Raw genomic sequence first — 14,475 nt, 5'->3', positions numbered from 1 at the left:
GCCCCCACCCTCCGGCACCCGCCCACGTCCAAGCAGGTGAGCGGCGTACCCCCGGCGACGTACCGGGGACTGCGGCGTAGGATCGCGCCCGGCCACGGGAGCGACCCGCGGCTGACCGGGAGATAGGGGCGGACGGATGCGCTTCGGACTGCTGGGAACCGGACACTGGGCCGCGGAGACCCACGGCGCGGCCCTCGCCGCGCACCCCGACGCCGAACTCGCCGGGATCTGGGGCCGCGACCCGGCCAAGGCGGCGGCGCTGGCCGACCGCTACGGCACCCGCGCCTACCCCGACGCGGACGCGCTGATCGGCGACGTCGACGCGGTCGCCGTCGCCCTCCCGCCGGACATCCAGAGCGCACTCGCCGAGCGCGCCGCACGGGCCGGGCGCCATCTACTGCTCGACAAGCCGGTGGCGTTCACCACCGCCGCGGCCGACCGGATCGTGGCCGCCGCCGACGAGCACGCGGCGGCCTCGGTGGTCTTCTTCACCCGGCGCTTCGCCGCGCCCATCGCCTCGTTCCTGGACAGCGCCGCCGCGGCCGGGGGCTGGGACGGCGGCCGGGCCACCGGCTTCGGTTCCATCTTCCGCACCGGCAGCCCCTACGGCAGCTCGCCCTGGCGCCGCGAACGCGGCGGGCTGTGGGACGTCGGCCCGCACGCCCTGTCCCTGCTGCTGCCGGTGCTGGGCCCGGTGGCCGAGGTCACCGCCCTCGACGGGCCGCGCGGCGCCGCGCACGTCCTGCTGCGCCACGACTCCGGCGCGGTCGGCACCCTCGCGCTCACCCTGGACGCCGCGCCCGCCGCCGCCGGATTCGGCTGCGACTTCTACGGGGAGCGGGGGACGGCGGAGGTGCCCGACCCCGGAACCACGGCGCTGGAGGCGTTCAGCACGGCCGTCGACCGGCTGCTGCGCAGCGCCCGCGAGGGCGTGGCCGACCCCTGCGACGTGCGGTTCGGCCGTGAGGTGGTCGCCGTGCTGGAGGCCGCCGACCGCTCCCGCCGCGAGGGCCGCACCGCCGTACCGGGCTGAGCTCCCGCCCCCGGAGCCCCGCGTACACACGCCGGAGAAATCCGCCGCATATTCCGGCGGACGCGGGGGATCCGGGGGCCATGACGAAGCTTTGCCTCCCGGCGGGCGTCCGGGCCTGCCTGTTCGACCTCGACGGCGTGCTGACCCGGACCGCGGTGGTGCACGCGGCGGCGTGGAAGCAGATGTTCGACGAGTTCCTGCGGCGCCGCGACGGAGCCTCCTTCCGCCCCTTCGACAAGACCACCGACTACGACGAGTACGTCGACGGCCGCCCGCGCGCCGACGGAGTACGCACCTTTCTGGCCTCCCGGGACATCGACCTCCCCGAGGGCGGCGCGGACGACCCGCCCGACAAGGACACCGTCCAGGGGCTCGGCAACCGGAAGAACGCCCTCGTCCTGGAGAAGATCCGGGAGGACGGCGTCGAGGCGTACCCCGGCTCGGTGCGCTTCGCCGAGGCCGTACGGGAGGCCGGGCTGCGCACCGCGGTCGTCTCCTCCAGCGCCAACTGCCGCGATGTCCTGATCGCCGCCGGGATCGAGCAGCTCTTCGAGGTACGGATCGACGGCGTGGTGGCCGCCGAGCGGAAGCTCCCGGGCAAACCCCACCCCGACACCTTCCTGGAGGCCGCCCGGGAACTGGGCACCGCCCCAGCCGAAGCGGCCGTCTTCGAGGACGCCCTCGCGGGCATGGAGGCGGGCCGCGCCGGGCGCTTCGGCCGCGTCATCGGCGTGGACCGGACCGGGCAGGCGGACGCGCTGCGCGCACACGGCGCCGACATCGTCGTCAAGGATCTCGCCGAGCTGCTGGAGGGCCCCTCGTGATCACCGATGCCTCGTATGCCGTCGAGCCGTGGCAGCTGCGCGAGACCGAGCTGCGCCTCGATCTGCTGCCGCAGAGCGAATCCGTCTTCGCGCTCTCCAACGGCCATGTCGGCTGGCGCGCCAACCTCGACGAGGGCGAGCCGCACGGCCTGCCCGGCACCTACCTCAACGGGGTGCACGAGCTGCGCCCGCTGCCGTACGCGGAGGCCGGATACGGCTATCCCGAGGCGGGCCAGACCATGATCAACATCACCAACGGCAAGGTCATCCGGCTGCTGGTGGACGACGAGCCCTTCGATCTGCGCTATGGGCGGCTGCGCTCCCACGAGCGCGTGCTCGACCTGCGCGGCGGCGTGCTGCACCGCACCTGCGAATGGACATCCCCCTCGGGAACCAGCGTGCGCGTGCGCTCGACCCGGCTGGTCTCCCTCACCCAGCGGTCCATCGCCGCCATCGCCTACGAGGTGGAAGCGGTGGACGCCGAGATCCGGGTCGTCGTCCAGTCCGAACTGGTCGCCAACGAGCAGCTGCCGGAGCGCGGCGGGGACCCCCGGGTGTCCGCCGCGCTGGAGAGCCCGCTGGAGGCCGAGGAGACCGCCGCCGTCGACAAGCGGCTGCTGCTGATCCACTGCACCAGGGACAGCGGGCTGCGGGTCGGCGCCGCCGCCGACCACCTGATCACCGGGCCGCCGCCCACCCGCCACGCCAGCGAGAGCGGCGACGACGTCGCCCGCCTCACCGTCACCTCCGTCCTGGGGCCGGGCGAGAAGCTGCGGCTGGAGAAGCTGGTCGCCTACGGCTGGTCCGGCGCGCGCTCCCTGCCCGCCGTCCGCGACCAGGTCGAGGCGGCGCTCGCCGGAGCCGTCTCCACCGGCTGGCAGGGCCTGGTCGACCAGCAGCGCGGCTGGCTGGAGGACTTCTGGGCCCGCGCCGACGTCGAGGTCGAGGGCGACGCCGAGATCCAGCAGGCCGTGCGGTTCGGCATCTTCCACGTCCTGCAGGCCGGTGCGCGCGCCGAGGAACGCGCCATCCCCGCCAAGGGCCTCACCGGCTCCGGCTACGACGGCCACACCTTCTGGGACGCCGACACCTTCGTCCTGCAACTGCTGACCTACACCTTCCCCGAGGCGGTCGCCCAGGCGCTGCGCTGGCGCCAGTCCACCCTGCCCGCCGCCCGGGAGCGGGCGCGCCAGCTGGGCCACGAAGGCGCCGCCTTCCCCTGGCGCACCATCGACGGCTCCGAGTGCTCCGCCTACTGGCCCGCCGGGACCGCCGCCTTCCACATCAACGCCGATGTGGCCGACGCCGTGGTGCGCTACGTCGCCGCCACCGGCGACGAGGAGTTCGAACGCGAGACCGGGGTGGAGATCCTGGTGGAGACCGCGAGGCTCTGGCGCTCCCTGGGCCACCACGACCACCACGGCCGCTTCCACATCGACGGGGTGACCGGGCCGGACGAATACAGCGCCATCGCGGACGACAACGTCTACACCAACCTCATGGCCCAGTCGAACCTGCGCGCCGCCGCGGACGTCGTGGAACGCCACCCGGACAAGGGCTCGCTGCTGGGCGCCGACGACGAGGAGGCCGCGACCTGGCGGGACGCGGCCGAGGCCATGGCGGTCCCGTACAACAAGACGCTGGGCGTCCACGAGCAGTCCGCCGACTTCACCGGCCATCAGGAGTGGGACTTCCAGAACACCCACCCCAGCCAGTACCCCCTCATGCTCCACTTCCCCTACTTCGACCTGTACCGCAAACAGGTCATCAAACAGGCCGACCTTGTGCTCGCCCTGTATCTGCGCGGCGAGTGCTTCACCGACGAGGAGAAGGCCCGCGACTTCGCCTACTACGAGCATCTGACCGTCCGCGACTCCTCCCTGTCCGCCTGCGCCCAGGCCGTCATGGCCGCCGAGGTCGGTCATCTGCGCCTCGCCTACGACTATCTGGGCGAGGCCGCCCTGATGGACCTGCGGGACCTGGAGCACAACACCCGCGACGGCCTGCACATCGCGTCGCTGGCCGGGACCTGGATGGCGCTGGTCGCCGGGTTCGGCGGGATGCGGTACCGCGAGGGCAGCCTGTGCTTCTCGCCCAAGCTGCCGGAGAAGCTGGCCCGGCTGGCCTTCAGCGTGCAGGTGCTGCGGCGGCGGCTGCGGGTGGAGATCACCGACCTCACCGCTACCTACACCCTGCTCCAGGGCGCCCCGCTGGAGATCCAGCACTACGGACGGCCCATCACCGTCTCCGACAAGTCGCCCCAGACCTGCGACGTGCCCGAACAGACCGCCCGCGCCGAGCCCCGGCAGCCCCCGGGCCGCCGCCCGGACCGGCGCGCCTGAGTCGTCGCGGGGATGATGGAGGGCGTGGTGGACCCGCTGACGGCGCTGGACCGGATCGCGTTCCTGCTGGAGCGCGAGCAGGCGCCGACGTACCGGGTGCGCGCCTTCCGTAACGCCCAGGCGGTGCTCGCCGGGCTGTCCCCTGACGAGGTGGAGCGACGGGTGGCGGCGGGCACGCTCGGCTCGCTCAAGGGCCTCGGCCCCAAGACCTCACAGGTGGTCAAGGAGGCACTCAGGGGCGAGGTGCCCGCCTATCTCCGGAAACTGGAACCCGGTGGTGGGGAGGGCGCCGACCGGCACGAGGGCGCCGCGGACGAGCTGCGGGCCGCGCTGCGCGGCGACTGCCATCTGCATTCGGACTGGTCGGACGGCGGTTCCCCGATCGAGCTGATGGCCCGTACCGCCGCCCGGCTGGGACACGACTGGGCCGTGCTCACCGACCATTCGCCGCGGCTGACCGTCGCCCGCGGGCTCTCGGCGGACCGGCTGCGCGAGCAGCTGGACGTGGTGGCGGCGCTCAACGAGAGGCTGGCCCCGTTCCGGCTGCTGACCGGCATCGAGGTCGACATCCTGGCGGACGGCTCGCTGGACCAGGAGCCCGAGCTGCTGGACCGGCTGGACCTGGTGGTGGCCTCCGTCCACTCCAAGCTGCGGATGGACGCGCGCCCGATGACCCGCCGGATGGTGACCGCGGTCGGCGATCCGCACGTCGATGTGCTGGGCCACTGCACCGGGCGGCTGCTGGGCGGCAAGCGCCCCGAGTCGGCGTTCGACGCCGCCGTGGTCTTCGCGGCCTGCGCGGAGTCGGGCACCGCCGTCGAGATCAACTGCCGTCCCGAGCGGCTGGATCCGCCGCGTCGGCTGCTGCGGGAGGCGGTCCACGCGGGAACGTTCTTCTCGGTCGACACCGACGCCCACGCGCCCGGCCAGCTGGACTGGCAGATCAACGGGTGCACCCGGGCGGTGGAGTGCGGCGTGCCGAAGGAACGGATCATCAACACCTGGACGGCCCGGCAGCTGGGGGAGTGGACCCGCACCCGCAAGCCCCCGGGCCGTTAGGCCCTGTCCTGCCGCTCAGGTGCGCCCGCCCTCGGGGTCGAGGACGGCCTCGACGTCGAGGGTGATGTCGACCATGTCGCTCACCACGACCCCGCCCTTGTCCACCGTGTCGTTCCAGGACACCCCGAAGTCCTGCCGGTTGACCCGGCCCTTCGCGAGGAAGCCCGCCCGCTGCCTCGGTCCGAGGTCCCGGTCGCCCTCCCACCAGGGCGTGCCCCACTGCCCCAGATAGGTCACATGCAGCGGCACCCGGCGGGTGACACCGCGCACCGTGAGATCGCCCGCGACCTCGAACTCGGTTTCGCTCAGCTGGGTGACGCCCGTGCCGGTGAACGTCCAGGTCGGATGATGCTCGACATCGAAGAAGTCCGCACTGCGCAGATGGGCGTCCCGCTGTGGCTGTCCGGTGTACACCTGCGTGGCGTCGATCGTCGCCTCGATCCGGGCGTTCTCCGGCTGGTCCGGATCCACTTCGATCGAGCCCTGCACGTTCTTGAGCTGCCCGCGTACGTACGTGACCATCATGTGCCTGGCCCTGAATTCGGCGGCCGTGTGCCCGGGCTCGAAGAACCATTTGGTGATCGCCATATCCGCTTCCTGACGTGTGATCCGCTCGGTCGCCCCGGAACGATCATGCGTCAGGTGTGGGGGATCCGCCGCTCCGGCGGCGGCAGGGCCACCCCATGCCCCTGCCGCCGCCGCGCGCGTCAGGACCGGTCGCAGCTGGTGACGCCGGGGCGCCAGCGGCAGGCGATGGCGGCGAAGCCGCCGTCCTTCACCACGGGGACGGACACGGTGTCCCCGCCGCGCACCACCCGTGGCGTGCGCACCAGGCCGTCCGCTCCGTCGAGGACGAGATCGACCAGCCACTTGCCCTCGCCCAGCCGCAGCGGCACGGCGGCGGTGTGCGCGTCACCCGCGAAGATGCCGCCGATGAACCAGCGCCTGTCCTTCTCACGCGCGAGCACCGCGCTCTGGCCGGGCCGCCCCGCAAGCAGCCGGGTGCGGTCCCAGGAGGCGGGTATCTGCTCCAGGAAGCGCCGGGCCTGTGGACGGGCGTCGTACGACTCCGGGGTGCCCGCCAGGTTCTGGATCCCCGACTCGTACAGCACGGACAGCCCCAGCTCACCGGCGTCCGAGCCCGCGTTGGGGCGCTCGGCCCGCTGGAAGGCGCCCGGGGTGAAGTCCATCGAGCCGATGACATTGCGGGTGAAGGGGAGCGTCGTCAGGTGCTGCGACGTGTTCACCCGCTTCTCCTCACCGTTGACGCCCTCCAGCGTCATCACCTGCGGCCAGGTGCGCTGGATGCCCTTGGGGATGGTCGAACCATGGAAGTTGACGAGCAGATGGTGGGCCGCGGTGGCCGGAAGGATCTCGTCGTACCAGCGCAGTGTCGTCTGGGACTCGGAGTCCATGAAGTCGATCTTCACCCCCTTCACGCCCCACTTCTCCAGCGTCGGCAGCCACTGCTCGCGCTCCTCCGCGGTGTCCAGATCGCGCTGGTGGATCCAGACCTGGATGCCGACCTCGCGCTCCTTGGCGTACCGGACCAGCTCCGGAATCCAGCTGGTGCGCTGCCAGTCGGGGTCGGTGACGTCCCACTGCTCCGGGTCGAAGTACCAGCCCGCGTCCACCACCACGTACGGCCAGCCGCGGTCTGCCGCGTAGTCCACGTACCCCTTCTGCATCGACAGGCTCTGCCCGGCCGGACGCCCGCCCGCGAGCCAGGTCCACAGCGCGGGCCCGGGCCGGATCCACGAGGTGTCGGCGACCTTCGAGGCGGGTGCGAGGTCGTCGGTGAAGGTGGACTCGGTGACCGTCGCCAGATCGCCCACGACCATCGCGCGCCAGGGTGTGCTGAGCGGACCGTCGGACTCGACCCGCTGGTCCCACAGCCCGACGCGGTACGTCGGCTGCCCCTCGTCGTGGACCAGGCGAGCGGCGGAGTAGCGGCCGGTGAGGTCCGATTCGGCGATCAGGGTGTAGCCGCCGCCCGTCCGGAACAGCGCCTGCGTCATGTACTCACCGGCGGGCGCCGTCGCCGCGGTGTACTGCTTGAACAGGTTCTCGTTGTCCTTGCGGTAGGTGCCGAGCCACGCGTCCGCGTCCGCGGGCAGCGTGAACGCCGAGGTCTCGTTCAGCACATCACCGCTGCCGGACGGCAGGACGTAGCGGTAGGCGACCCCGTCGGCGGACGCCCGCACCAGCAGGTCCAGCCGGGCGCCGCCGCTGCCCCGGAACCGGAACCGCGCCTCGGTCATCCGGACCGTGCGCGAGCGCTCCTTGCCGACCGTGGACCGGTAGCGCTCGGCCACCGTACGGTCGGTTCGGCCCAGGAACCGCAGCCCGCGCGACAGGTCCGCCCGCTCGGTGACGATGCCCACCGGTGAGGGCTCGACCACCGTACGACCGCCTCGGGACACCTGAAGCGTCAGCGCGCCCGAGTCCCGGTCGAGCCGCAGCCGGGCGAGCGGACCGGCGCCGGAAGAGCGTGACGACGGCTCGCTCACCGTCCACCCGGAGTCCTTCGCCTGCCCCTGTGCCTGCGCCGGGCCCATGCCGAACAGCGTCATGGCCAGGGCGCCGCAGAGGAGCAGGACGAGGGCGGAGCGTCTGACAGATCTCTCCATGTTTGCCTCCCGAAGCGGATACGTTACCGATTCATCCGACAACTGGGGAGAGGTGAGGCGGGATTACGGTCCATCAGGGGCGCGTAGGGATGTATAGATCGGAGGTATCTGCGGAGTGGGATGCTAATGCTCAGGGGAACGGACTGGAGAGAGGAACACCGACGATGAGCGACACCGAATCCCGGCAGCCCTCCCCGGACCGCGCGCCCGCCGAACCCGGAGGCGGGGACGCCGCCTGCTGGCTGGACCGCGTCTGCCCCGCCTGCGGCGCCCTCCAGGACGCGGCCCCCTACGCCCGCTGCCACCGCTGCGGCGCAGCCCCGGAGGGCCACTGACCTGACGGCGGCCCCTCAGCCCCGCTCCCCGTCCACGAGCCGCTCCGTCTCCCCGCCGAAGGCCAGATGCGTGGTCCGCGAGACCAGCAGCCACCGCCCCTCCGCCCGGCGGAACGTGTCCTCGTAATGCCCGACATTGACCGGCGGCCGCGGCGGGACGATCCCGCCGCGGTAACCGTCGACCCGGTACGTCGCGAAATACGACGTCGCAGTCGCCGTCGTCGCGGAGTCCACCGTGACCAGGACGTTGGAACAGAGCCGACGCGACAGCCGGTCCGCGGGACGCGAGGCGAAATACTCCCGCAGCGCGTCCCGCCCCCGCACCAGACGATCCCCGGCGGGCCACTCCCATATCCCGTCGGCGGTGAACAACTCCGCCACCGTGCCGGGTTCGCCCAGATCGAGCCGCCGCAGGAACTCCACGATCAGACGCTCACAGGCACGCTCGGCGAGCAGCCGCTCCATCGGGTCGAGTGTCCCGGTCTCCATGTCCGTCATGCCCTCACGGTACGAGGCGCCACTGACAACCGGCGGTGATTAGCGCGGGCCCTCGATCGCGCCGAGGTCGGGTGCGCCGTCGTAGAGCGGGGTACCGCGGTAGTCGCGGCCGCCGTTGTCGGGGGTGGGGGCGCCGGTGTCGATCAGGGGGGAGCCCGGGCGGGGGGCGAAGGCCAGGCCGGTGCGCAGCTGCGGGCCGCTGGTGGGGGTGCCGTACGGGCCGGACACGGCCGGGTTGACGAACAGCGGGTCGCCGGTGCGGGCGTTGCCGTCCGTGGCGGGTACGGGCAGCGGGGCGCCGCCGTAGAAGTTGCGGTCGTAGGTGATGGTCGGGCTGGTGGTCAGGGTCGCGTCGGGGACCGCCGAGGAGAACACGTTGTCGTGCAGGTTGTAGCGCGCGTTCAGCGACGAGCCGTAGCCGTAGACGAGGTACTTGCTCGTCGCGTTGTGCACCGTGTTGTTGTAGACCTCGGCCGACGCCGCCCTGTCCGAATGCAGATACAGCGGATACCGCGAGTTCCCGTTCAGGACGTTGTACCGCACCACGACGTCGCCGAAGGCGAACTGACAGAGCAGGATCCCATCGCCGTTGTCATGGGCGAAGTTGTACTGGATGACGACCCGCGTGGTGCCCTTGTCGGCGTCGATGCCGTTGGAGTCCGCGCCCCCGGCCTTCCGCTCCGTGCGGTACACCTCGTTGCGCTGGATCACCACGTCGTCCGCGTAGTACGCCTCGATGCCCGACGTCCCGGCCTGGTCGACCACGTTGCGGTCGACCAGCGCGCCGCGCACGTTGGTCAGATACATCGCGTTGCAGCCGTAGGCGGTGCCGCCCTGGGAGAGGTAGTTGTTCCGGATGGTGATGTCCGTGTGCGGGGTGAACGTGGTGTCGGCCGCCGAGGTCCGGGTGCCCCAGCCGGTCGGCTTGGCGACCGGATTGCCATCGGCGTCCTTCATGTCGCCGGTGTACTGCTTCACGACGATGCCCGCGAACGAGGTGTTGCGCACCGTGGAGTTCTGCACCCGCACATCGTTCAGCACGGTCGCGGCGGCGGGTGGCGCGGTGATGTCGGGCACCGTGGTGTCGAAGACGATGCCGCCGGTCTTCTTCGACCGGTCCCAACCGGTCTTGAAGCGCACGCCCGGGGCGTTGCCCGCCGTATCGCCGCTGATCCAGTTCACCTCACCGGTGACATCGTGGACGTCTACCCTGTCGATCACGAAGTGGTCCAGCTGCCGCGAGTCGTCCCCCGACACATGGATGCCGCGCAGATCGCGCAGATTCTCGCCCGGCGTCCCCGTGGCGGGCAGCGCGTTGCTGACGTCGAGATCGCGGATCTCCCAGTACTCCTGGTTGAACAGCCGCACCGCGTCATCGACCTGGCCCTCCCCGCGGATCCGGGGCTTGGGCCCCGTACCGTAACGGCCGATCGTGATGGGCCGGTTCTTCTCGCCCGAGCCCTTCGGCCACAACTGGCCCTTCCAGGAACCGCCACCCTTCAGCAGGACGCGGTCCCCGGGCCGGAACGTCGTTCGGCCGACCCGCTCCAGGCTGCGCCATGCCGCGCGGACGCTGGTGCCGGACGCGTCGTCGTGCCCGGACCGGGAGTCGACGTAATAGGTGGTGCCCGAGCCCGCCGCAGCGGGCTGCGCGGAAGCGGAGGCGAGGGCAGGGGCGGGGAGCGCCGTGAGCGTGGCGGCGGCGCCGAGGGCGGCGGCCGTGAGCAGGCCGAGCGGCCGTCGGCCGGGTCTGACGGATCGTCGTCCAGAGGTCGTCATCCCGCCATAGAAAGCGCTGTCATCAGCGGTGTCAAGGTGCCCAACTGGGCGGTAACGTACGAAAGTCCGCGACGATACCGGCCGAGTGCCGCGTGCGCTCATGGCCGGAAGAACGGCAAGGAAAAGCATGTCGCACGAGATCAGCCCGGAGCCCATTCTGCAGGTGGGGCTCGGCTATATGGCGTCGAAAACCCTGCTCACCGCCGTGGAACTCGGTGTCTTCACCCGGCTCGCCAAAGGCCCGTGCGAGGGCGGCGATCTGGCGGGGTCGCTGGGTCTGCATCCACGGGGCGCGGCGGACTTCCTGGACGCGCTGGTCGCGTTGGGATTCCTGGAGAGAACGGGAGACGAGTACCGCAACAGCCCGAGCGCCGACGCGTTTCTCGACCGTGCGAAGGACACGTACATCGGCGGGGTCCTGGAGATGGCGAACAGCCGCCTCTATCCGTTCTGGGGATCGCTCACCGAGGCCTTGCGCACCGGAAAGCCGCAGAACGAGCAGAAGCACGGCGGGGACGTCTACGACGCCATCTACCACGATCAGGCGGGCCTCGAACGATTCCTGCACGGCATGACCGGGATCAGCATGGGAATGGCGCGGGTGATAGCCGAGAAGTTCCCCTGGGGCGACTACCGAACGCTGCTCGACGTCGGCGGCGCCCTGGGCTGCGTTCCGGTGGCGGTGGCCCAGCGCCACCCCCACATCAGCGGCGGCGTCTTCGAGCTGCCCCGGGTGCGGCCGGTCTTCGACACGTATGTGGCGTCCTTGGGCCTCACCGACCGCGTCACCTTCCACGGCGGCGACTTCTTCGCGGACGACCTGCCCACCGCCGATGTCATCGTGCTGGGCCAGATCCTGCACGGCTGGGGCCTGGACGAGAAGCGGCTGCTGCTGAAGAAGGCGTACGACGCGCTGCCCGCCGGGGGAGCGGTGCTCGTCTACGACGCGATCATCGACGACGGGCGGCGGCAGAACACGTTCGGCCTGCTGGCCAGCCTGAACATGCTGATCGAGTCCGTCGCCGGGTTCGAATACACCGCAGCCGACGGCCGGTCCTGGCTGGCGGAGGCGGGGTTCGGCAACACCTGGACCGAACCCCTGATGGGCGGCTACTCCATGGTGGTCGGCATCAAGGACCGCCCGGGCGCCGGGCACGCCCCGTGACGGCGGACGGCTAGAAGCGGTAGCGCAGAATGCGGCCCACGTCCTTGAAGCCGGGCAGACGCGCCATCACCTTCATGCTCATCCTGCCCGTGGTGGGCATCGCCTCCATCCCCGGCATGTCGACGCTGCGCACCGCGTCCATCAGGGTCAGCCCGTCGTGCCAGGCCTCGATCTCCCGGGGGTCGTCGAGGCCCCAGTGCAGCGTCGCGCCCGCGTTGCGTACGGCGGGCACCATCTTCTGGAGGCGGATGCCCAGCGACCCGTAGACGTCGAAGAGCAGCTGTCCGCCGGGGAACCGGTCGGTGATCCGCTGGATGAGGCGCTTGCCCTCCTCCTTGTGCAGATACATCGTCAGCCCCTCGAAGACGGCCACGGTGGGCCGGTCGTCGGGGACTTCGCGGAGCCACGCCTCCTCGGTCACCGAGGAGGCGATCATCTCGTAGCTCCCCGACGGCTGCGGCAGCAGCTGCCGCCGCAGGTCGATGACGTCGGGGTAGTCGACGTCCAGCCAGCGCACCGACGACGACGGGTCGAGCCGGTGGACCCGGGTGTCCAGCCCGCACGCCAGGTGCAGCACGGTCGCCTTCTGGTGCTCGGCCAGGAACGCGGAGGTCCAGTCGTCGAGCTGTTTGGCCCGGAGCGCGATGCCGACCGCGGTGGTATCCGTCATGCCGGTCTTGCCGAAGTCGTAGGCGACGCGCTCCACCGCCTCCTGGGCCGTGTGATCGCCCAGGACGGAGTGCGGGGAGCGGCTGTCCACCGCCCTGCCGTACAGCGTGGCGAGCATCGTCTCCTGCGTACCGGTGAGAGTGATCTTTTCGCGATCCATGGTTCCTCGGTCGAGTGCGGGGGTACCGACGGCCATTTCCGGCGATTCATCCGGGATGGGCGGAATCCGTGATGCGTACCGTCCCACGAGTGCCCCGGCCAAGGCGACCGCGCCCTGGGCCATTCGTGTCCTTCACGCCAGAATCCGGGCCCGGAGGCTGCCGGAGACGACCGAAAACAGCGGTCGGGTGGCCGGGGTCAGTCCTGGGTCAGTCCTGCGCGAGCCACAGATCGGGGCCGAAGACCTCGTAGTGGATGGCCGACGGCCGCACGCCGCGCTCCAGCAACTGGGCGCGCACCGAACGCATGAACTCCAGCGGCCCGCAGAGATAGGCGTGGAGACCATCGGGGATCTCGATGCCGGACAGGTCCATCCGGCCGGTGTGCGTGGTGGGTCCGTGGTCCTCCGGCCGCTCGTACCAGAGGTGCGCGGAGCCCTGGGCGAGCTTGGTGACCAGTCGCTCCTGATCGGCGCGCAGGGCGTGGTCGGCGGGGGAGCGGTCGGCGTGGACCGCTGTCACCGGGGCCTGGTGCCCCCGGTCGACCAGGTCCTCCAGCATGGCGACGATCGGGGTGCAGCCGATACCGGCCGACGCCAGCAGCAGCGGTGCGTCCCCGGAGTCGAGCACGAGGTCCCCGTACGGGGCGGACACGCTGATCACATCGCCCTCGTGGACGTGCACGTGCAGATGAGCCGAGACCTCGCCGTCCGGCCCCGAGCCGCCGCGCACCCGCTTGACGGTGATGGAGCGCACCGTCGCACCGGGCGGGTTGGTCAGGCTGTACTGGCGGATCTGGCGCGCCCCGTCGGCCAGTTCGACCTGGACCGAGACGTACTGGCCCGCCGCGAAGGCCGGTGCCGGGCGGCCGTCCGCGGGCCGCAGCCGGAAGGTGACGACATCGGCGGTCTCCTGGACCCGCTCGGCCACCTCCCACGGCCGCCACGTCCCGCCCGCCAGGACGCCCTGCTCGGCGTAGAGCCGCCGTTCGATCTCGATGAGGGCGCCTGCCATCAGCCAGTAGACCTCGTCCCAGGCGGCCGCCACCTCCGCGGTGACCGCCTCACCGAGCACCTCCGCGATCGCGGCCGACAGATGGCGGTGCACCAGCGGGTACTGAGCGGGGCTCACCCCGAGCGACGCGTGCTTGTGCGCGATCCGGGTCAGCATCGCGTCGGGGCGGACGTCGGGGTGCTCCACCAGCGCGGTGGCGAACGCGGCCACCGCACCGGCGAGGGCCTGCCGCTGGACCCCGGCGGCCTGGTTCCCCCGGTTGAACATGTGCCGCAGCAGCTCCGGGTGGGCCTCGAAGAGCTTCCGGTAGAACAGGTCGGTGATGGACCCGATGGCCGCGCCGACGGCGGGCAGGGTGGAACGGACGGTGTCAGCGGACTTCTGGGAGAGCATCACCGGCTCCTAAGTGGTACGTGAGGTTCGTATTTAACGGCGCGAAGAAATCTGGCGCGAAGAAACCCGGCAGGGTGGGCGCCGAAGCGGGGGCCCGGGAGGGAGCGATCGGCGTCACCGGTCCGCCCCCGGGCCCCGGCCGACCAGTCCGAGCAGTACGGGCCCGGTCGGGGAGTCGACCAGATCGGTGACCGTCAGCGGATCGAGCGAGGAGAAGAACGCCTCCTGCGCCTGCCGCAGCGCCATCCGCAGTCGGCAGCCCTGCCGGAGCGGGCACGGGGTGTCGCCCTCGCAGTCGACCACCTCACCGGCCCCTTCGAGTTCCCGGACCAGTTGGCCGACCGACGCGGTGCGGCCGGTCTCGGTGAGCACCAGCCCGCCGCCGCGCCCCCGCCGGGTCTCGATGAGGCCGAGATGCTGCAGCCGGGCGGCCACCTTCGCCAGGTGGCTGTACTGCACCCGCATCTCCCCGGCGATCTGCCGTGCGGTGCACGGCTCGGTTCCGGTGACCGCCAGTCGCATGATGGCGCGGAGAGCCAGGTCGGTTGATTTCGTCAGCCGCATGACAGCAGATTA

At 71.4% G+C, this 14,475-nt stretch carries 13 protein-coding genes; 6 read left to right on the top strand and 7 right to left on the bottom strand.

Annotation, left to right across the window (positions count from 1 at the left end):
* Positions 1-136 precede the first annotated feature (136 nt).
* From ACFV9T_RS24475 to ACFV9T_RS24460, 4 genes are all read left to right on the top strand, one after another.
* A complete protein-coding gene (locus ACFV9T_RS24475; RefSeq protein WP_385443889.1) occupies positions 137-1,033 on the top strand; it encodes a Gfo/Idh/MocA family protein in 897 nt (298 codons plus the stop codon).
* Positions 1,034-1,113: 80 nt separating this feature from the next.
* The gene (locus tag ACFV9T_RS24470) at positions 1,114-1,857 is read left to right on the top strand and encodes an HAD family hydrolase (RefSeq protein ID WP_385443887.1); all 744 of its coding nucleotides are present in this window, start codon (positions 1,114-1,116) and stop codon (positions 1,855-1,857) included.
* Positions 1,854-4,199, top strand: coding sequence for a glycoside hydrolase family 65 protein (locus tag ACFV9T_RS24465; protein ID WP_385443886.1), 2,346 nt, complete (start codon positions 1,854-1,856; stop codon positions 4,197-4,199). Before ACFV9T_RS24470 ends, ACFV9T_RS24465 begins: the two co-directional genes overlap by 4 nt.
* A gap of 27 nt (positions 4,200-4,226) precedes the next feature.
* Positions 4,227-5,258, top strand: coding sequence for a PHP domain-containing protein (locus tag ACFV9T_RS24460; protein ID WP_385443916.1), 1,032 nt, complete (start codon positions 4,227-4,229; stop codon positions 5,256-5,258).
* Positions 5,259-5,273: 15 nt separating this feature from the next.
* Here ACFV9T_RS24460 and ACFV9T_RS24455 read toward each other — a convergent pair whose 3' ends face one another.
* Both ACFV9T_RS24455 and ACFV9T_RS24450 read right to left on the bottom strand, forming a co-directional pair.
* A complete protein-coding gene (locus ACFV9T_RS24455) occupies positions 5,274-5,846 on the bottom strand; it encodes a YceI family protein (RefSeq protein WP_385443885.1) in 573 nt (190 codons plus the stop codon).
* Between the two features lie 119 nt (positions 5,847-5,965).
* Complete coding sequence (locus tag ACFV9T_RS24450) at positions 5,966-7,888, bottom strand: glycoside hydrolase family 97 catalytic domain-containing protein (protein ID WP_385443883.1); 1,923 nt, start codon at positions 7,886-7,888, stop codon at positions 5,966-5,968.
* A 164-nt stretch (positions 7,889-8,052) separates the two neighbouring features.
* Between ACFV9T_RS24450 and ACFV9T_RS24445 the strand changes: the two genes are divergently transcribed.
* On the top strand, positions 8,053-8,223 hold the full coding sequence (locus ACFV9T_RS24445; protein WP_385443881.1) for a hypothetical protein: 171 nt from the start codon (positions 8,053-8,055) through the stop codon (positions 8,221-8,223).
* Between the two features lie 15 nt (positions 8,224-8,238).
* Here the strand turns inward: ACFV9T_RS24445 and ACFV9T_RS24440 are convergent, their stop codons facing one another.
* On the bottom strand, positions 8,239-8,712 hold the full coding sequence (locus ACFV9T_RS24440; protein ID WP_385443914.1) for a nuclear transport factor 2 family protein: 474 nt from the start codon (positions 8,710-8,712) through the stop codon (positions 8,239-8,241).
* 48 nt (positions 8,713-8,760) lie between these two features.
* Positions 8,761-10,500 carry a right-handed parallel beta-helix repeat-containing protein gene (locus ACFV9T_RS24435; protein ID WP_385443879.1) on the bottom strand — a complete coding sequence of 580 codons (1,740 nt, stop codon included), beginning with the start codon at positions 10,498-10,500 and terminating at the stop codon, positions 8,761-8,763.
* 127 nt (positions 10,501-10,627) lie between these two features.
* On the opposite strand from ACFV9T_RS24435, the gene ACFV9T_RS24430 reads away from it, so the two are divergent.
* Positions 10,628-11,665, top strand: a complete 1,038-nt coding sequence (locus ACFV9T_RS24430) for a methyltransferase (protein WP_385443877.1) — start codon at positions 10,628-10,630, stop codon at positions 11,663-11,665.
* A 10-nt stretch (positions 11,666-11,675) separates the two neighbouring features.
* On the opposite strand, the gene ACFV9T_RS24425 is transcribed toward ACFV9T_RS24430, so the two are convergent.
* The 3 genes from ACFV9T_RS24425 to ACFV9T_RS24415 form a co-directional block, all read right to left on the bottom strand.
* On the bottom strand, positions 11,676-12,494 hold the full coding sequence (locus tag ACFV9T_RS24425) for a class I SAM-dependent methyltransferase (RefSeq protein ID WP_385443874.1): 819 nt from the start codon (positions 12,492-12,494) through the stop codon (positions 11,676-11,678).
* Between the two features lie 208 nt (positions 12,495-12,702).
* The gene (locus tag ACFV9T_RS24420) at positions 12,703-13,899 is read right to left on the bottom strand and encodes a globin domain-containing protein (protein WP_385443872.1); all 1,197 of its coding nucleotides are present in this window, start codon (positions 13,897-13,899) and stop codon (positions 12,703-12,705) included.
* A 114-nt stretch (positions 13,900-14,013) separates the two neighbouring features.
* Entirely contained in the window at positions 14,014-14,463 is a 450-nt protein-coding gene (locus ACFV9T_RS24415; RefSeq protein ID WP_385443870.1) for an RrF2 family transcriptional regulator, read from the bottom strand.
* Positions 14,464-14,475: the final 12 nt, after the last annotated feature.

The sequence above is a fragment of the Streptomyces sp. NPDC059850 genome (assembly GCF_042731515.1).
Lineage (GTDB): Bacteria > Actinomycetota > Actinomycetes > Streptomycetales > Streptomycetaceae > Streptomyces.
Note: the sequence above shows the minus strand (reverse complement) of the source record. Positions and strands in the feature narration are given on the sequence as shown.